General features: G+C 64.0%; 15 protein-coding genes. 8 read left to right on the forward strand and 7 right to left on the reverse strand.

Translation table 11 applies throughout. The features are described from left to right. Window positions 1-23 precede the first annotated feature (23 nt). The gene (locus tag FJ428_RS28175) at window positions 24-1,103 is read left to right on the forward strand and encodes a glycosyltransferase (protein WP_140512933.1); all 1,080 of its coding nucleotides are present in this window, start codon (window positions 24-26) and stop codon (window positions 1,101-1,103) included. 212 nt (window positions 1,104-1,315) lie between these two features. Here FJ428_RS28175 and FJ428_RS28180 read toward each other — a convergent pair whose 3' ends face one another. After that, complete coding sequence (locus tag FJ428_RS28180; protein WP_140497171.1) at window positions 1,316-2,338, reverse strand: phosphoribosyltransferase family protein; 1,023 nt, start codon at window positions 2,336-2,338, stop codon at window positions 1,316-1,318. 49 nt (window positions 2,339-2,387) lie between these two features. Continuing rightward, window positions 2,388-3,884, reverse strand: coding sequence for a lipopolysaccharide biosynthesis protein (locus FJ428_RS28185; RefSeq protein ID WP_140497169.1), 1,497 nt, complete (start codon window positions 3,882-3,884; stop codon window positions 2,388-2,390). 189 nt (window positions 3,885-4,073) lie between these two features. Here FJ428_RS28185 and FJ428_RS28190 point away from each other — a divergent pair, with 189 nt between their 5' ends. The 6 genes from FJ428_RS28190 to FJ428_RS28215 all read left to right on the forward strand — a co-directional run bounded on the left by FJ428_RS28190 (window position 4,074) and on the right by FJ428_RS28215 (window position 11,750). Further along, window positions 4,074-5,246, forward strand: a complete 1,173-nt coding sequence (locus tag FJ428_RS28190) for a glycosyltransferase family 4 protein (protein ID WP_140880612.1) — start codon at window positions 4,074-4,076, stop codon at window positions 5,244-5,246. Between the two features lie 15 nt (window positions 5,247-5,261). Further along, window positions 5,262-6,251 (forward strand): glycosyltransferase family 2 protein, encoded by a 990-nt coding sequence (locus tag FJ428_RS28195; protein ID WP_140497165.1) that lies wholly within the window; start codon window positions 5,262-5,264, stop codon window positions 6,249-6,251. Continuing rightward, on the forward strand, window positions 6,251-7,201 hold the full coding sequence (locus FJ428_RS28200) for a glycosyltransferase (RefSeq protein ID WP_140512939.1): 951 nt from the start codon (window positions 6,251-6,253) through the stop codon (window positions 7,199-7,201). The genes FJ428_RS28195 and FJ428_RS28200 overlap by 1 nt, the downstream gene beginning before the upstream one ends. Continuing rightward, window positions 7,191-8,159, forward strand: a complete 969-nt coding sequence (locus FJ428_RS28205) for a glycosyltransferase family 2 protein (RefSeq protein ID WP_140497161.1) — start codon at window positions 7,191-7,193, stop codon at window positions 8,157-8,159. The genes FJ428_RS28200 and FJ428_RS28205 overlap by 11 nt, the downstream gene beginning before the upstream one ends. A gap of 74 nt (window positions 8,160-8,233) precedes the next feature. Continuing rightward, window positions 8,234-9,130 carry a UTP--glucose-1-phosphate uridylyltransferase gene (locus FJ428_RS28210; RefSeq protein ID WP_140512943.1) on the forward strand — a complete coding sequence of 299 codons (897 nt, stop codon included), beginning with the start codon at window positions 8,234-8,236 and terminating at the stop codon, window positions 9,128-9,130. Window positions 9,131-9,368: 238 nt separating this feature from the next. Then, window positions 9,369-11,750 carry a polysaccharide biosynthesis tyrosine autokinase gene (locus FJ428_RS28215; RefSeq protein ID WP_140497157.1) on the forward strand — a complete coding sequence of 794 codons (2,382 nt, stop codon included), beginning with the start codon at window positions 9,369-9,371 and terminating at the stop codon, window positions 11,748-11,750. Window positions 11,751-11,842: 92 nt separating this feature from the next. Here FJ428_RS28215 and FJ428_RS28220 read toward each other — a convergent pair whose 3' ends face one another. From FJ428_RS28220 to FJ428_RS28240, 5 genes are all read right to left on the reverse strand, one after another. Continuing rightward, the gene (locus FJ428_RS28220) at window positions 11,843-12,208 is read right to left on the reverse strand and encodes a hypothetical protein (protein ID WP_181167419.1); all 366 of its coding nucleotides are present in this window, start codon (window positions 12,206-12,208) and stop codon (window positions 11,843-11,845) included. A gap of 345 nt (window positions 12,209-12,553) precedes the next feature. Further along, the gene (locus FJ428_RS28225) at window positions 12,554-12,874 is read right to left on the reverse strand and encodes a putative quinol monooxygenase (protein ID WP_140880613.1); all 321 of its coding nucleotides are present in this window, start codon (window positions 12,872-12,874) and stop codon (window positions 12,554-12,556) included. Window positions 12,875-13,009: 135 nt separating this feature from the next. Beyond that, the gene (locus tag FJ428_RS28230; protein ID WP_140559747.1) at window positions 13,010-14,089 is read right to left on the reverse strand and encodes an acyltransferase; all 1,080 of its coding nucleotides are present in this window, start codon (window positions 14,087-14,089) and stop codon (window positions 13,010-13,012) included. 244 nt (window positions 14,090-14,333) lie between these two features. After that, a complete protein-coding gene (locus tag FJ428_RS28235; RefSeq protein ID WP_140880614.1) occupies window positions 14,334-16,241 on the reverse strand; it encodes a propionyl-CoA synthetase in 1,908 nt (635 codons plus the stop codon). 243 nt (window positions 16,242-16,484) lie between these two features. Then, window positions 16,485-17,174, reverse strand: coding sequence for a PIG-L deacetylase family protein (locus FJ428_RS28240; RefSeq protein WP_140880615.1), 690 nt, complete (start codon window positions 17,172-17,174; stop codon window positions 16,485-16,487). Window positions 17,175-17,201: 27 nt separating this feature from the next. On the opposite strand from FJ428_RS28240, the gene FJ428_RS28245 reads away from it, so the two are divergent. After that, entirely contained in the window at window positions 17,202-18,092 is an 891-nt protein-coding gene (locus FJ428_RS28245) for a DMT family transporter (RefSeq protein ID WP_140880616.1), read from the forward strand. Window positions 18,093-18,101: the final 9 nt, after the last annotated feature.

Here is an 18,101-nt window from a genome sequence, read left to right on the forward strand (position 1 = left end):
GAAAGAACCAGGAGCCAGGAACCATGAAAGTTCTTTTTGCAGGCGGCAACGGATACACGCCCGAATTCAGCGGCGGCGTCCAGTCGAGCACCCATCATCTGGCGGAACAGTTGATCGAGCACGGCCATGAGGCGGCCGTACTGGCCGCCCTGTTCGGCGACGGTGTCTTCGGCTTCAAGGCGCGCGCCAAGATGAAGCTGCTGCGTCAGCCGGCGGTCATCGACAGTTTTCCCGGTTATCCGGTGGTGCGGGCCTGGTTTCCCTGGAAGGCGGCCGATTTTGCCGTCCGCAGATTGAAGCCGGATGTGGCCGTCGTCCAATGCCACAAGTCGGTTCCGGTGGGCAAGGCGCTGCAGGCCGAAGGCGTGCCGCTGGTCGTCTATCTCAGGAACGTCGAGTTCCATGAGCTGGGCGGCGATCTGCGCGAGTTGCATTCGGCGCTCTACATCGCCAATTCGCAATTCACCGCGCGCGCCTATAAACAGAAGTTCGGCATCGATGCGGCGGTGCTGCCGCCGACCATCAATGCCGCCCTCTACAGCACGCCGACCACGGGCCAGTTCGTCACCTTGATCAATCCGTACGAGGAGAAAGGCTTCGAGCTCGCCGTGCGCATCGCCGGCGCCTGCCCCGAGATTCCGTTCCTGTTCGTGGAGAGCTGGAAGCTTGCCGACGATCATCGCGCCCGCATCGAGAAAACCATCGCCCCGTTCTCCAACATCAGGCTGGAGAACCGCACCGGCGACATGAAGACCGTCTATGGCCGCACCAGGATCCTGCTGGCGCCCAGCAAATGGGAAGAGGCCTGGGGCCGTGTGGCCTCGGAAGCCCATTGCAGCGGCATTCCCGTCATCGGCTCGCGGCGCGGCGGGCTGCCCGAAGCGATCGGCCCGGGCGGCGTGGTGCTGGATTACGATGCGCCGCTCGCCGACTGGATCGCGGCTGTCAGGCTGCTGTGGAACGACCGCCAGGAATATGACCGGCTCTCGGCCACGGCGCGCAGCTTCTCCGAGCGTCCGGAGCTCGATCCGGACCGCCAGTTCCTCACCTTCTTTTCCATACTGGACAAGGCCACACAGCAGCGTTCGCGACAGGCGGCGTAGCCAGGGCTCAGGCTGGCACCGGACCTGGCAGCCCTGTAATAGGAATTTTTTCTTGACAGGGTGAAGGCAGCTATGGTAGATTTTTGGTCATGGTGCTGAGTTGCGCCGGAAACCCGCCGCACAGGCGGGTTTTTCGTTTGATGCTTCTCGACCGGCACGCCGGCGAAACACTCCGAAGGAACCCGTTAATCTGGATTCGCAGCCTTGGCGGATCAGGCCAGGCGCTTGACCCGGCTTTTCAGCGTCTCGTAGCCGCGGGCGCCAAGCAGCGCGCGGGCAAGGGCCTTGGCGGCGCCCTTGCGGCCTTCCTGTGATTTGGCCTGTCGCAACCTGGCCGGCAGGTTGCGCGCCGCCTGGCCGAGCGCCGGGAGCGACAGCGCGTTGGGAAAGCTGACCATGTGCGTTTCGACGCACAGCACCGGTTTGCCCGACAGCTCGGTGATCCTCAGCGCCTGCTCGTGCTCGCTCTCGATGAACAGGATGGCATCGGATTTGCGGTAGAATTCGGCCTTGAAACTGCCATGCGCGCCAAGCCGCTGACGCTCCGCCTTGCTCGGCAGGTCGAGCATGATCAGATGATCGTACTTGATCTCGTGCTTGGCCAGCCATGCCTCGGTCAGCGCGCGGTATTTCTCCAGCCGGCTGGTCACCAGCCAGCCGATCTTGCGGGTCGCAGTGTGGAGCGGCCGCGCTTCGCTAAGGAATTTCTCGTAGGCCGGACCATCGTCGTTTTCCGCCTCGGTCGGATCGAGGCACAGCACCCCGTCTATGTCGACGCAGCATTGCGCCAGGAATTTATGATGCATGAAGTTCCACTGGAACATGCGCGGGTGCGGCACGACCTCGAAGACGACATCGGTCTCGGCATGCTGCGGCTCAAGCCCGAACACGGCGGCAAAGGTGTAGTCTGCCTCGATGCCGGCACCCTCTATGCGGGCGCGGGCGTCGCGCATGGCGTTGCCGCCGGAGACGCTGTCGTCGATCACCAGCACCTTGCGCATTTCCGCGACCTTGCGGTCGAGCACCGCACGGCGCTTGGTGATGCCCGATGTGTAGACGCGACCCTCGAGGAAGGAGTCCAGGTCGGTCATCGGTATGTTCGCCGCGAGACTGACCAGCGTCGCTGCCAGCACCCCGCTTCTGGGGACGCCGACCACCAGGTCGATGTCGCGCGGCAACCGGTGAAGGTTGCTCACGATCGCGTCGTTCATGTCTGAGATCGATCGGTAATGCATGGATCAGGCCTGATGCTCGGGTGAACGGTAAGGGTCGAAAGCGCCAAAATTATTGCGCCTCGCGCGGTGCTGCCGCCGGCGGCCTTGCCGGCAGCATTTTCAAGGCCTCGCGCAAGGCTTCACGGCCGGCTGCGAAGGCCAGCGCGATGACGATGGTGATGAGATAGGCAAGGATCGCGCCGCTGGCCAAGGCAATGACATGCTGCTGCGGCAGCAGCGGCTTGACCAACCAGACCACCGCCAGCGCCACATGCGCGCCGAGCACGAACGGCGTCGCCGCGCGAAGCACGTGGCTTGCCCGCAGCGGCCCGCTCCTGCCGACATAGAGCCACAGGAAAGGCGTGCGCAGATATTCGCTGACGGCATAGGCGATCGCCACGCCGAGCGCGCCATAAGGCAGGCCCAGCACGAAAGCGAGCACCGACGTCACCGCCGTGATGATGCCCCAGCGCATGAAGTCGCCGGAGCGGCCCTGGCTGACGAACAGCCATCCGGCCGGATTGTTGAGCGGCTGCAGCAGCCCGGCGAAGCCCAGCGCCAGGAAAATCGAGGCGCTTGCGCGCCATTGCTCACCGAGCACGAAGGGGATGAGTATGTCGGACATGGCGGTGGCGAAAGCGACGCCGGGAAGCGCCACCAGCAGGATCAGCGGCATGACGCGAAGATAGGCGCTGCGGTAGCGGTCGGGCTCGTCCTTCAGCCTGGAAAGAGCCGGCACCATCACCTTCGACAGCGGGTTCGTGATCTGGCTCAGCGGGAACAGGAGCAGCTTGTAGGCACGGTCATAGAGGCCGAGCTGCGCCTCGCCCCAGTATTTTCCGATCAGCACGTTGTCGAGATTGCGGGCGAAGAAATTGGCGAAGTTGAAGCCGGTTATGCCGGCGCCGAAATTGATCAGCTCGCTGATCCCGGCGACCTTGCGCGGCAGGCTGGGCCGCCAGCGCGAACTGGCCCAGTAGCACAGCGTCGGCAGCACGGCTCCGGTCAAGGTGCCGGCGAAAAGTGCCCAGTAGGAGCGGTCGATGAAGGTCCAGGCGATCGACACGGCAAGACCAGCCACGGCGCCTGCGACATCGATGATGGCCAGGCGGCCGAACTGCATGCGGCGGGTCAGGAGCGCCAGATGCTGCGCACCGAGGCCGTAGGCCATGATCTGCAGGCCCAGCGCCGCCACCAGGCCAGCCACACGCGGTTCGCCGTAGAAGGCGGCGACCAGCGGTGCCGCGCCGGCAAGCACGCAGGCCAGGATGGCGCTGACGGCGACATTGATCCAGAACAGGTAGTTCACCTCGTCGTGCCGTATGCCCGATTTCTGGATGGTCGCCTGGGTGAGGCCGAAATCCTGGAACAGCGCGATGAAGGCCAGCACCGGCGCGCACATCGCCACGACGCCGAAATCCTGCGGCAACAGGAGACGCGACAGCACGATGACGGAAATGATCTGCGTGGCGACCCGCACGGACTGCGACAAGGCCGTCACGACCGCGCCGCGCCCGACGGATTTGCGCAGCGAGCCTTCTGGCGGATCGAATGGATTGGCTTCCAAATTCAGGATTCCTGATTCTTGTGCAGGTTCCGACCAGGAACCCTGCAACCGCCGCCGCGGCCAAATTACGGCATTTATTTTGCAGTGCAACAAAAAACGTGGATTTTGCTACGCTGCACCAAAAATGTTGCGATGCAGCAAGACCTGTACTAGGTTCGCCGTGGGTGGGCCAACAGCGGTCGAGTTTTCATGCTGAATGTCTTGTACCTTGTGCATGACGTTTCCGACCCGGCAGTGCGCCGGCGGATTACAATGCTCAGGGCAGGTGGCGCCCAGGTCACGCTCGCAGGCTTCCGCCGCACGGCAAATCGCATTGCCGACGTCGAGGGTTTGCGGCCGCTGGATCTCGGCGCGACGCGTGACGGGCGATTCGCCCAGCGCCTGACGGCAGTCGCCAAGGCGGCGGTTTCGATCGGCACCAGGCTCCGCGGCATGCCGAGGCCCGATCTCATCATCGCGCGCAACCTGGAAATGCTGGCGCTCGCCCGCCGCGCCAACACGGCATTCGGCGCCGCGGTGCCGATCGTCTATGAATGCCTCGACATCCATCGCCTGATGCTTCGCAGCGATGCGGTCGGCAAGGCGCTGCGTGCCACGGAACGTTACCTTGCCAGGGACGTAAGGCTGCTGGTGACCAGCTCGCCCGCATTCACCGCCAATTATTTCGAGCCGTACGGCCAGGTGACGGCGCCGGTCGAACTGGTCGAAAACAAATATTTCGAGGCAGCGGCGATCCTGCCGGCCGAGCATGAGATGGCCGAGGCGCCTGTCGCGCCACCCTGGCGCATCGGCTGGTTCGGGGCATTGCGCTGCCGCCGCTCGCTCGAACTCCTGGCCGATTTCTCGCGCCGCGCCGACGGCCGGTTCGAGATCGTGCTGCGCGGCCGCCCGGCGTTGACCGAATTCCCGGATTTCCACGCCTTCGTCGAGGCGGAGCCCTGGCTTTCGTTTCGCGGACCCTACCGCAACCCGGAGGACATGGCGGCGATCTACCGGGACGTGCATTTCTCCTGGGCGATCGATTTCTTCGAGGCGGGCCAGAATTCCGAATGGCTGCTGCCCAATCGCCTCTATGAAGGCTGCCGATTCGGCGCGGTGCCGATCTCGATGGCCAACACGGAAACTGGGCGGTTCCTCGGCCGGCAAGGCATCGGCATTCTGTTGCCCGAAGCCTCACCCAACGCGCTCGAAGCCGCCATCGGCAAGATGGAGGAGCGCCGCTTCAGCACGTTGAAGGAGCGCGTTCTGTCGCGCAACCCCAGGATATGGAGCTATGATCGCAGCGATTGCCAGGCGCTGGTCGACAAGCTTCGCAGCCTGGCCGCCATGCGCCAACCCTTCGCGGCCGAGGCTTTGGCCTAGGATGGAGATCGCCCGATGATGCAAGCGCTCCCCTCCAGCCTGATCGTGATTCCCTGCCTCAACGAGGCAGCCCATATCGGTGTGCTGCTCGACCAGCTCAGCCCCGCGGCCGCGAGGCTCGGCGCCAGGATCGTCGTTGCCGATGGCGGCAGCACCGATGGTACCCCGGCCATTGTCGGCGAGCGTGCGAAGGAAGATCCCCGCATCATCCTGCTCCACAATGAAAAGCGCATCCAGAGCGCGGCGATCAATCTTGCCGTCGCCAGATTCGGCGATGGTGCCGAATATCTGATCCGCATCGATGCCCATGGCGGCTATCCCGCCGACTATTGCGACCGGCTGGTCGAGGAAGCGCTGGCCACGGGCGCCGATTCTGTCGTGGTCTCGATGCTGACCAGCGGCAGCGGCACCGTGCAGAAGGCGGCCGCGGCGGCACAGAATTCAAAGCTCGGCACCGGCGGTTCCAAGCACAGGCATCTGTCCGCCGGAGAATGGGTCGATCACGGCCATCACGCGCTGATGCGGATTTCTGCCTTCCGGGCCGTCGGCGGCTATGACGAGACGTTCAGCCATAATGAGGACGCCGAGCTCGACTACCGGCTGAGACAGGCCGGCTACAGGATCTGGATGAGCGGCAGGACGCAGATGGTCTACTATCCGCGCGCGTCGCTCAGCGGCCTCTATTTCCAGTATCTCGGCTACGGCCGCGGACGCGCCAAGAATGTCCTGAAGCACCGCGTCATCCCGAAGGTCCGGCAGATGGTGCCGCTGCTGGTGTTCCCGGTGGTGGTGCTCGCGGCCTTTTCCTTCGTGCACTGGCTGGCGGCGGTGCCGCTTTTGATCTGGGCATCCGTATGCCTCGGCTATGGCCTGTGGACGGCGGTAAGCCAGCGCAATGCCGACATCGCGCTTGCCGGCGTCTCGGCGATGGTCATGCATTTCGGCTGGTCCGTCGGTTTCTGGCTGCAGCTTCTCGGCCTTGGCAAACAGCGCGGGGTCGCGTGATGGCGGTTCCAGGCAAGAACCGCAGCATCGATATCGGCGTGTGCACGTTCCGCCGGCCGGAATTGGCCCACACGCTGCGCTCGCTCGACGCCATGGACAGGCTGGCCGGTTTCGATGTCCGTGTCATCGTCGCCGACAATGACGACACGCCGAGCGCCAGGGATCTGGTGACGACGCTGGCGCGCGAACTGACGCTGCCGATCAGCTATCACCACTGCCCGGCGCGCAACATCTCGATCGCCCGCAATGCCTGTCTTGACGCCAGCACGTCGGATTTCGTCGCCTTCATCGATGACGACGAGACGGCTTCGCCGCGTTGGCTTGCCGAGCTCGTCGCAACAGCCCAGGCAAGTCGCGCCGCCGCCGTGCTGGGCCCGGTCAAGGCGCGCTATGGGGCCGATGCGCCGGACTGGATGCGGCGTGGCGACTTCCATTCGACCTTGCCGGTCTGGGTGCGCGGCGAGATCCGCACCGGCTACACCTGCAACGTGCTGCTCGACATGGGGTCGGACAGCCTGCGCGGGCGCCGCTTCAGCCTGGCGCGTGGCCAGACCGGCGGCGAGGACACCGAATTCTTCGACCAGATGCACAAGACAGGCGGCACGATCGCGTTTTCTCCGGAGGCTTGGGTGGACGAGGTCGTGCCACGGACCAGGGCCGCGTTCGACTGGCTTGGCCGCCGCCGCTTCCGCGTCGGGCAGACGCATGGCCATCTCCTGGGGCGCAATGCGAGCGGCATTGGCCTGCTCAAACAGGTCGCCATTGCCTCGGCAAAGGCAGCCTATTGCTTCGCCGCGGCGTTTCCCTTCCTTGCCAGCCCCGTGCGGCGGAACCGCAGCGTGCTGCGCGGCATTATGCATGTCGGCGTCGTCAGCGGCCTTGTCGGCATCCGCGAGATTCGTCTCTACGGCCAGCCCTCGCCACAGGAAGGAGGCAAGCGTGCAGCCTGACGTCAGCTTCGTCCCGGACGTTTCCTTCGTCATTGCAGCCTACAACGCCGAGGCGACCCTCGACCGGGCGATCGCCAGCGCCATCGCGCAGAAGGGTGTCAGCGTCGAGGTCGTCGTCGTCGACGACAAGTCGCGCGACGCCACGCTCGACGTGGCAAGGGCCTATCCGCAGGACATCGTGCGCGTCGTGGCGCTCGCGCAGAACAGGGGCCCCGGCGGCGCCAGGAACGCCGGCCTCGAGGCTGCCCGCGGCCGCTGGGTCGCGGTCCTCGATTCCGACGATGCGGTCTATCCCGGCCGCATCGCCGCCATGATCGCGCGGGCCGGAAGGGCGGGCGCGCAAATCGCCGTCGACAACCTCCAGGTCGTCCGCGAGGACGGCGTGATCGAGGATGCGATGTTCCCGACGCGCTATCTGGAGGAATTGGGCGAGATCTCGCTGGCCAGCTATATCGCCGGCAACGTCGTCTTCGAATCGAAGTTCAATCTCGGCTATCTCAAGCCGATCTTCGAGCGCCGCTTCCTGGAAGAAAACGGACTTCGCTACGACGAGGACCTGATCATCGGCGAGGATTACATATTCCTGGCCAACGCCCTGGCCAAGGGCGGCAGGTGCGTGGTCGAGCCTGACATCGGCTATGCCTATCACATCCGCAGCGGCTCCATTTCGCGCGTGCTCGAGCCTCATCATGTCGAGGCGATGCGCAAGGCCGATGCAATTTTCGCTCAAAGCCATCAGATGGACGCGGCCGCGCAAGCGGCCTTCGCCCGGCGCAGCCGCAGCCTGCGCAAGGCAGCCTCGTTCCTGTCGATGGTCCAGCACATCAAGGCGCGGTCCCCGCTCAAGGCGATCCGGACGGCGCTCAGCGACCCGGCGGCGGTCAGGCATATGGGCATGCCGATCGCCGTGCGGTTGCGACGAGTAGCGGCACAATTTGCCGTGGGGGCGGGGAGGTGAAGATGCAGGCACATGGAGGGATTTTTCCTGGCCTGCGAATGGACTGAAGTCGATCTTCTCAGAAGGAATTTGCGATGAAGAAAATCAGGAAGGCCGTGATACCGGTGGCGGGGCTTGGAACGCGGTTCCTGCCGGCGACCAAGTCGATGCCGAAGGAAATGCTTCCCGTCGTCGACCGGCCGGTCGTGCAATACGCCGTCGATGAGGCCTTCGAGGCCGGCATCGAGCACATCGTGTTCGTGACCGGCCGCAACAAGGCGGTCATCGAGGATTATTTCGACCTGCATCCGGAATTGATCGGAACACTGGAGCAGAGCGGCAAGAAGGCGCAATTGCAGTCGTTGGAAAGCCTGCTGCCGGTGGCCGGCGCCACCAGCTTCATCCGCCAGCAATCCCCGCAAGGCCTTGGCCACGCCGTCTGGTGCGCGCGCGAGGTCATCGGCAACGAGCCCTTCGCCCTGCTTTTGCCTGATATGGTTTCGTTCGGCGGCCGCGGCTGCCTGGCCGAGGTCGCCGACCTCTATGCCGAGACCGGCGGCAACGTCATTGCGGTCGAGCGCTGTGACCCGACCGAGACCAACAAATACGGCATTGTCGGCCGCGGCGCCGACATTGGCGGCGGTTTCGAGGTGACGGCGATGGTCGAAAAGCCGGCGCCGGCCAATGCGCCGTCGAACTTCTACATCAACGGCCGCTATATCCTGCAGCCCGAGATCTTCGCCCTGCTCGGCAACCAGCAGCGCGGCGCGGGCAACGAGATCCAGCTGACCGACGCCATGGTCCGCCTGGCGCAGGAGCAGTCCTTCTTTGCCCAGCCTTTCAAGGGCCGCATGTTCGACTGCGGCTCGAAGGAGGGCTTCATCCAGGCCAACATCGCCTTCGCCTTGGCGCGCGACGACATGAAGGGTCCGGTTTTCGAGATGCTCCAGGAGTTCGTCCGGTCGCATGAACGACAGGAAGAAGCCGCATAATGCCCATGTTTCGGGAGCATTGTCGGACGGCTGACGGTGCGATGCGCGCAACGCCCTGTGGCGTCCGGCATGGAACTTGCGTCGCTTTTTGGCAATGCTCCCGATCTTCGACGTGCCTGGGGAGCCAAGGCATGATCCCGGAAAGCGCAAGGCGGTTTTCGGAAAAGATCATGTTCAAACAGTGAGATAGAGCCCATCCCGCTGATTGGGATGGACGGGCTCTGGAATTGGACCGAAGATGAACTATGCCAACTTTCCTCTCGACAAGAGGATGCCATTGCCGAATTCGGAAGCAGGAGACGGCGAAGACTTCATCGATGTCGAGCGGCTGCTTGGCATGGCAGCGCGGCAGGCCAAGGTGGTTGTCCTGGGCGCGGTCATTGGTCTTGTCCTGGGCCTGCTCTATCTGCAGACCACGCCGCCCAAATACCAATCGGTCTCGAGCGTGCTGATCGATGAGGGGCTGAACAAGATCGTCGACGACATTTCGGCGGCGTCGACGACCATGCAGACCGATTCGGCCATCCTGAGCCAGATCGAAATCCTGACCTCGACGCGGCTTGCCGCCGTGGTCGTCGACAAGCTGAAGCTCGACCGCAACGACGCGTTCATGAACCCGCCCCAGTCGGCGCTCGCCCAAGGCATCGGCCTGATCCGTGGCCTGATCCAGTATGTTCGCCCCAGTCCTCCCATGCCGGGCGTCGGCGACGTCACCAAGCTCGACCCCGCCACCCGCGATGCGCTGATCGCGACCTCACGTCGCGACTACGCGATCCTCAAATTGCAGAACGAGGTGCAGGCGGAGCGCGTCGGGCGAAGCTATGTCATCGCGCTCGGCTACCAGGCGACGGACCCGGCACTGGCGACCGCGATCACCAAGGCCTATGCCGATGCTTATCTCGCCGACCAGCTCGACGCCTCCTTCGATGCCACCGAGCGCGCAGCGGTCTGGCTGCAGGGCCGGCTGACGGAACTGCGCGAAAGCTCGCAGGCGGCATCGCTCGCGGTCGAGAAATTCAGGGCCGAGCACGGCCTGTCCGCCAACAGCGACGGCCAGCTGATGAGCGCCAAGCAGCTAGCCGACCTCAACGCCCAGCTTATCGTGGCGCAGGCCGATACGGCCCGGGCCAGCGCCCGCTACCAGCAATACAAGTCCATCGTTGAAAGCGGTTCGGAGAACGCCTTCAAGGATGCCGCCATATCGAGCGACCAGCCGAGCAGCTCGGTAATCGCGGCGCTCAAGACGCGCTATCTCGCCGTCGCCAAGCGGCAGCAGGATGTCGAGGCCAATTTTGGGCCGCAGCATCCGCAGGCGGTGGCGCTCGCCAAGGAGAAGGCCGACATATCGGCGCAGATATTCGGCGAGCTGAAGCAGCTGACCGAAAGCTATCGCAATGAATATGAAGTGGCGCTGGCGCGCGAGACCGCGCTCAGGGCCAATGTCGCCGCGGCGCAAGGCAAGAGCGCCATCGACAACCAGTCGCAGGTCAAGCTGCGTGAACTCGACCAGAAGGCGACGGCGCTCTCCACGCTCTACCAGACATTCCTCGGCCGCTACGAGGAAGCCGCCCAGCAGCAATCCTTCCCGGTCGGCAAGATCCGCATCATCTCGGATGCATCGACGCCGCTCAGCGCCTCCAGCCCGCGCACGGTGGTTGTGCTGGCGCTCTCGCTTGTGCTGGGCACGTTGATGGGTGCCGGGCTCGGCGGCCTGAACGAATTCAACGAGCGTTTCTTCAGGACCGGCGAGGATGTCCGCGACCGCGTCGGCCTCAAATTCCTCGGTTATCTGCCTGTCATCGGCGGCAAGACCGCCAGGGAGGAAAAGCCGGCCGACCCGGATCTCAAAACCGCCAAATCGCCGGCCGCCGCCGAAAAGCGCGCGCGCATGCGCGTCAGCGTCGATGCTCCGGCGTCGATGTTCTCCGAGACGCTGCGCAGCGCAAAGATCGCCTTCGACGTCGTCATGGAAGGGCAAGGCAGCCGCGTCATCGGCGTCATCTCGGTCCTTCCCGGCGAAGGCAAGTCGACGGTCGCGGCCAATCTGGCCGGACTGCTCGCCGCCAACGGCGCCAGGACGCTGCTGATCGACGGCGACCTGCGCAATCCGGGCTTGAGCCGCAGCCTCGGCATGGAGGCCGAGCAGGGACTGATGGAAGCGGTGGTGAGCGGCCAGACCTGGCAGTCGGTCGGCAAGATCGACCGGCAGACCAAGCTGGCGATCATTCCGGCCGTGCTGCGCGGCAATTTCTCGCATACCAGCGAGCTTCTCTCCTCGGCCGGCATGCGGCGCTTCATCGACAACGCCAAGGAGACCTTCGAATACATCGTCGTCGATCTGCCGCCGCTGGGGCCGGTGGTCGACGCCAAGGCCTTCGCGCCGCTTGTCGACGGCTTCGTGCTGGTCACCGAATGGGGCCGCACGCCGCGCGCGATGGTGAGATCGATGCTCGAATCCGAACCCTATGTCGCCAACAAGATCGTCGGCGCGGTGCTGAACAAGGTCGATCTCAAGAAGCTCGCCAAATACGGCTCGTTCGGAGCGTCCGAAAAATTCTTCGGCCAGTACTCGAGCTATTATCTCGACAAGACCGAAGTGCGCAGCAAGACAACGGTCTGAGTTCAACCGTGGCGATTTCCGTGCCTGAGTGACGAGGCAGGTCATCGCCTATGTGGCCGCGGCGGGCTACAATGGGAGTCTAAACCCGGGCATCATCCGGCAGGCAATGTCAGCTTACGCGGCCAATAGCGGCTCGCCACCAAAAGACTGAGATGGACGACAACTATTCCGAGGATGCCTGCCAAAGCCTTCAGTGAGCCGTCCGAAAGGCGCGCATGCCGACCGGGTTCGAGGAGCTGCATCAGCTCCAGCACAGTGGCTACGACGACAACTATAGTGACAGTTCCAGCCAAGCGGTTTGGAAAGCCGAGCCCCATTGCCACGCCGAACAGAACGTAGGCGAGGGCGCGTTCGAAATCTGGATCACCCAGGTGGGGCCGCATCTGGATTGGCGACAGCGTCGCGAACACAATGACGGCGAGCAAAGCAAGAGCGGCAATGCGAGAGATAAGGGTCATTGCCGTTCGTAAAGCGAACAAGCCGGCGAAACAAGTACGGGCATCTTCAAGGGTCGAATTTATAACAAGGTAGCTTCCGAACTGCTTGGCGATTCAAGCAGCCCCGCCCGATCCAAAGACGCCATGCTAGCCCGTGACGCCCGGTTTCTTGGCTGATTGGCGATGTCTATGAAATGACATCCGGAGCAATATCGGATTGTGCGGAATCGACGCGCTTTGAGGTTGGCGACATGGATTGGAAGCAGGTCGGCCCCAGAGCAGATCAGTCTATTTCGCTTGCCAGCGATTTCGACGGCAGGTCGGTCGTCCGCTCTGGATGGACGGCGGTGTCGATCCAAGCCCTGGTCAGTTTGAGTTCTGACCGGGTTTCGCAGACAGCGCGATCGGGTCGGTTTCGATAAGCCGAAGCGACCGCACCATGCTCGCCGTTTGCGTCTTGTACTTGAGAAAATGCGGTGTGGTCAGATGGGCTTCGTACGCCGTCTGATCGGCGTAGCATTCGATCACGCGCACCTTTTCAGGCGCACCTTTTTCCGACACGGCATGAAGGAAAAGCACGCCCGGCTCGATTCGCACGGAGGCCTCGATCTCTTCGGCAATCAGGGCCTTGTAGCTGTCGATCTGGTCAGGATCGATTTCCAGTTCGGCTATCCTGACGATCCGCATCGATTGGTCCCTAACTTTGTACAGGGCCGCGACTCCCTATCCAGGCCTCGGAACCCTGCGGCTGGACAGTGCGCTCCTGCGAGGAAGGCACCGAGGTGCCCCTTGGTCAATCCTCATTGGTCAACAAGATCGCGACTACGCGGCCCTGAGCCGGTAGCGGAACACCGTGTGGTCGAGCAGCAGCCGGATGCGCGGTTCGGCTTCGGTCGCCACCAGCCAGCTTGCCGCGATCATGGTCGCTCCGACCGTTGCCATGGACAACAGATAAGGCAGCCCGGCGCGGACCATCGCGCCGAGCACCGCCGCGCCGATGACGTCGTGGATCAGATAGAGCGGGTAGGTCATCAAGCCGATCCGGCGCCAGCCGCTCCAGCTGAGGTCGAGCCGCAGCGACCATGCCATCAGGGCGATGGCGACCAGGAAGACAAGGATCGGCGGCGCATAGGGCATCGCGGCACCGACCTTAATGCTGTGGACGTCGACCGAGCTGGCGATTTGCAGCACGCCCCCGCCCAGGAACAGCAGGCAGAAGGCTAGGCGCGAGGCCGTCACCGCCTTGAACCGCATCAGCCAGATGAGCACGCCGACGGCGAAAAAAGAGCCATGGTGCACCAGGACGAGCTGCAGCCAGCGTGTCTCGGCGAGGTCGGACCAGCCGAGCGGATAATAGAGGCACCAGAACAGCGTGCTGACGAGGCCGATCACGACTGCCACCGTCTCCATCAGGTGGAAGCGGCCAAGCCGCAACAGGATCCAGACGACAGCGTAGAAGGCGATCTCGATGCCGAGCGTCCAGTAGACGCTGTCCACCCAAGGGCCGTAGGGCGCGAAAAGGCCGGTGCGAACGAGCCTGATCACGGCATCGGTTGGCCAGCTCAGACCGGTGAGCAGCAGCACCGCCGCGGTCACCGGCGCGCAGATCCAGACCGCCGGCGCCAGCCTTTTCACCCTTGCCTCGAAAAACCGCAGCGGCGTCGAATTCTCGGCGCTGAAGGCGATGACGAAACCGCTGATGACGAAGAATATCTGCACGCCGACCCAGCCGGAGCCGACCAAGGCCATTTCGGGATGGGGCGGGATGCCGCCGGTCGCGCGCGCCGAAACCCCGTCAGGGAATGCCCATACCCAGAAGCCATAGTGATAGAACATCACCATGACGGCGGCCAGGAAACGCAATATGTCGACGCCGCCGAATGTCGCCTTGTGCTGAGCCATGCCGTGCCTTTGGAATGGCCCCCCAAGCCAAACCCTAGGGTCTGTTGTTGCATTGCACAACAAAAGATTGGCCAGATGTGACAGTTGGCGCCGACCTTCACCCGCGAACGACGGGGAGTGGGGGAAGTCGGCACTGGAGTACGTCGCTACCGTCCTTCATGGGGAGAAGGTGCGGGCAGGCGGATGGGGGGGCGGCGCCGACCGCTCAATAAACGGAAGGATCGTGTCTGCTGCGCCCGATCATCTAGACCCCGATGCCGCGCTCCTTCAGCACGGCCGTGATCTCGTCGAGGATGACCGGGTCGTCGATCGTCGCCGGCATGGTCCAGTCTTCCTTGTCGGCGATCTTCTGCATGGTCCCGCGCAGGATCTTTCCCGACCGCGTTTTCGGCAGCCGCTTGATCGTCACCACCGTCCTGAAGGCGGCGACCGGGCCGATGCGCTCGCGCACCAGCCCCACCACTTCGCTCTCGATGAGGCCGATCTCGCGCGAGACACCAGCGTTGAGCACGACGAAGCCGAGCGGAACCTGGCCCTTCATCGAATCGGCGATGCCGACGACGGCGCATTCCGCGACATCGGGATGCGTTGCCAGCACCTCTTCCATGGCGCCGGTCGACAGCCGGTGGCCGGCGACATTGATGATGTCGTCGGTGCGGGCCATCACGTAGAGGTAGCCGTCCTCGTCGATCATGCCGGCATCGGCCGTCTTGTAGAAGCCGGGGAACTCGTCGAGATAGGCCTGGCGGAAACGGGCGTCGGCGTTCCACAGCGTCGGCAGGCAGCCCGCCGGCAGCGGCAGCTTGACCACGACATTGCCGAGCGTGCCGCGCGGCACCTCGTGGCCGGCATCGTCGAGCACGCGGATGTCGTAGCCGGGCATCGGCACGCCGGGTGAGCCGTATTTTACCGGCAGCAGGCCAAGGCCTGCGGGGTTGATGGTCATTGGCGAGCCGGTCTCGGTCTGCCACCAATGGTCGATGACCGGCACGTTCAGTTTTTGCTCCGCCCATTTGATGGTTTCGGGATCGGCGCGCTCGCCGGCGAGGAACAGCGTTCGGAATTTCGACAGGTCGTATCTGGCGACGAATTCGCCCCTGGGATCCTGCCCCTTGATGGCGCGGAACGCCGTCGGCGCGGTGAACAGGGCGACCACGCCATGCTGCGCGATCACCCGCCAGTAGGTGCCGGCATCGGGCGTGCCGACCGGCTTGCCTTCGAACAGGATGCTGGTGCAGCCATGCAGCAGCGGCCCGTAGACGATGTAGGAATGGCCGACCACCCAGCCGACGTCGGACGCCGCCCAGAACACTTCGCCGGGCTTGACGCCGAACTCGTTTTCCATCGTCCATTCGAGCGCCACCATGTGGCCGCCATTGTCGCGAACGATGCCCTTGGGCTGGCCGGTCGTGCCTGACGTGTAGATGATATAGAGCGGGTCGGTGGCAAGCACTGGAACGCAGTCGACATTGGCGCCGGCCGCCCGCTCGCGCGCGACCGCGTCCGCATAGTCGATGTCGTAATTGTCCCTGAGCTCGCAGCGCAGCTGGTCGCGCTGCAGGATCAGGCAGGCGTCCGGCTTGTGGCGGGATATCTCGATCGCCTTGTCGAGCAGCGGCTTGTAGGCGACGACGCGGCCGGGCTCCAGGCCGCAGGAGGCCGAAATGATCACCTTCGGCCTGGCGTCGTCGATGCGGGTGGCGAGCTCATGCGAGGCAAAACCGCCGAAGACGACCGAATGCACGGCGCCGATGCGGGCGCAGGCAAGCATGGCGATGGCCGCTTCCGCCACCATCGGCATGTAGATGATGACGCGATCACCCTTGCCGACGCCGCGGTTCTTCAGCACCGAGGTCAGCGCCACCACTTCGCGTTTGAGCTCGGCATAGGTGAATGTCTTCACGGTGCCGGTGATGGCGCTGTCATGGATCAGCGCGATCTGGTCGGCACGCCCGCCGGCGACATGCCGGTCGAGGGCATTGTAGCAGGTGTTGCAGGTGGCGCCGGTAAACCAGCGGCCATAAACGCCGGCTTCCGCATCGAACACCTTGTCGTAAGGCGTGTACCAATCGATGGCGTTCGCCGCATCCGCCCAGAACTTTTCCGGGTCGCGTTTCCAGCTGTCATAGACCTCGTGATAGCGTGAAGCCATCCGTTTCCTCCCCAGGAAGATTTGCCGTCTTGGCAATAGCCTATGCTGTTTTTTCCGGCGATGTCTTCCCTCAATTCGTCTGATCCGGTCCGGTCCTGGTCGCAAAGGTGCGACATCGTGGCCCTCCGGGAAGAAAAGCAACGGTCCGGCCCGGGCGTTCCCATGTGGCCGTGTGCACCGGCGCGTCGGCCGGTGGTCTCGTCGTCGGGCATGGTCACCGCGATCGAGCAGCCGTCTTCCGGGTCAGTCGATCCTTTTTGTGCTCACCATCACCGGCCGGATCGGCGGCGCCGGCGGCAGCAGGTCGCGAATGTCGGCGAAGGGAAACATCGGCTCGAAGCGGAAGGCTTCGGCCTGCGATCCCGGCGCGCCGTTGCACTGGCCGGCGCGAAAAAAATTCTGCGTCCGGGCGATGTCGACGAAGCGCTCCGGATCCTGCGACTGGTGCAGGCGGATCGCCTTGGCCTTGATCTCGGCCTGGGCTGATATCTCGACATAGTGGGTCGGGGAGAATCCGGTGCCGCCCATCGTGTCGGCATGCAGCACCGGTACGGCGAACGACGCCGCGATGCGCACGGCGTCCGACAGCGCGCGGTGGTCGGCGTGATAGTCGTTTGGCGCATGGGTAATCACCAGATCCGGTCCGGTTTCGCCAATCAGCGTCTTCAGCGCGCCGATCAACGCGTTATCCGCCACCAGCCTGCCGTCGGGAAAGTCGAGGAAGCGCGGCGCCGCCCCGAGCAGCGCGGCCGCGGCCGTTGCCTCCTCGCGACGGACACGGGCGAGAACCGTGGGATCGCTCTTGCCGCCCCTGGCACCATCCGTGGCTATGGCAAAAGTCAGTTCTGCGCCTTGCGCCGCATAGGCCGCCATCGTACCGAACATGAATATCTCGATGTCGTCAGGATGCGCGCCGAGCGCCAGTATTTTCAACGCTTCTCTCCCCGGAAATGGAAAAACGTGACGAACGGAATCCTGCTCGCCCTGATCGCCTATGCAAGCTATTCGGGCAGCGATGCCGTTGTCAAAAGCCTGGGTGGGCAGTTCACGGTGTTCGAGATCGGTTTCTTCTCGATATTGTTTGCCGGCTGCTTTCTCTTCTTCACCCGGCCGGCGGACGAGCGTTGGCGTGATTTCTGGCGCACCAAACGGCCTTGGGCGGTGCAGGCGCGCGCCTGGGCCGGCATCGCCTCGGGCGTGCTCAGCGTCTATGCCTTCACCACCATTCCACTGGCCGAAGTCTACGCGCTCGTCTTCCTGGCGCCGCTCTGCGTCACCATCCTCTCCACGGTCGTCCTCAAGGAAAAGGTGGGTCCATGGCGCTGGCTGGCGGTGGTCGCCGGCTTTGCCGGCGTCATGCTGGTGGTGAGACCGGGTTTTCGCGAACTCAATCTTGGACACCTCGCCGCCTTTGGCGTGGCCTTTCTGGCAGCCGCCAGCGTCATCCTGATGCGCTCGCTGGCAAAGCAGGAAAAGCGCACGACCATGCTCGGCGTGCTGATCGGCTACGGCCTGTTGTTCAACGGCATCGGCATCGCCGCTACCTCGTTCACGCTTCCCGACGCAAGGCAGCTTGCATGGCTGATAATGGCCGGCGCCTTCACCGCATGCGGACAATTGCTGCAGCTGCTGGCCGTCAAATACGCGCCCGCCAACCGGATCGCGCCGACGCATTACTCGCAGATGGTCTGGGCGGTCACCCTCGGTGCGCTGTTCTTCCGGGAATATCCCGACTGGCTGTCGCTGGTCGGCCTCGCGGTCGTCGGTGGGTCCGGCCTGCTCACCATGGTGCGCGAGGAAGTACGGTTGGGCACGGTGCGCTGGAACCCGTTTTCGCGCACCCGGCTTTGATCTGGCGCC

This window comes from Mesorhizobium sp. B2-8-1, assembly GCF_006440955.1.
Classification (GTDB): domain Bacteria; phylum Pseudomonadota; class Alphaproteobacteria; order Rhizobiales; family Rhizobiaceae; genus Mesorhizobium.

Excerpts from the sequence above, each read along its gene's own strand:
- FJ428_RS28235 (WP_140880614.1), bottom strand. The coding sequence starts at position 16,241 with ATGGCTTCACGCTATCACGAGGTCTATGACAGCTGGAAACGCGACCCG.
- FJ428_RS28195 (WP_140497165.1), top strand. The coding sequence starts at position 5,262 with ATGATGCAAGCGCTCCCCTCCAGCCTGATCGTGATTCCCTGCCTCAAC.
- FJ428_RS28225 (WP_140880613.1), bottom strand. The coding sequence starts at position 12,874 with ATGCGGATCGTCAGGATAGCCGAACTGGAAATCGATCCTGACCAGATC.
- FJ428_RS28175 (WP_140512933.1), top strand. The coding sequence starts at position 24 with ATGAAAGTTCTTTTTGCAGGCGGCAACGGATACACGCCCGAATTCAGC.
- FJ428_RS28200 (WP_140512939.1), top strand. The coding sequence starts at position 6,251 with ATGGCGGTTCCAGGCAAGAACCGCAGCATCGATATCGGCGTGTGCACG.
- FJ428_RS28210 (WP_140512943.1), top strand. The coding sequence starts at position 8,234 with ATGAAGAAAATCAGGAAGGCCGTGATACCGGTGGCGGGGCTTGGAACG.
- FJ428_RS28230 (WP_140559747.1), bottom strand. The coding sequence starts at position 14,089 with ATGGCTCAGCACAAGGCGACATTCGGCGGCGTCGACATATTGCGTTTC.
- FJ428_RS28215 (WP_140497157.1), top strand. The coding sequence starts at position 9,369 with ATGAACTATGCCAACTTTCCTCTCGACAAGAGGATGCCATTGCCGAAT.
- FJ428_RS28220 (WP_181167419.1), bottom strand. The coding sequence starts at position 12,208 with ATGACCCTTATCTCTCGCATTGCCGCTCTTGCTTTGCTCGCCGTCATT.
- FJ428_RS28180 (WP_140497171.1), bottom strand. The coding sequence starts at position 2,338 with ATGCATTACCGATCGATCTCAGACATGAACGACGCGATCGTGAGCAAC.
- FJ428_RS28190 (WP_140880612.1), top strand. The coding sequence starts at position 4,074 with ATGCTGAATGTCTTGTACCTTGTGCATGACGTTTCCGACCCGGCAGTG.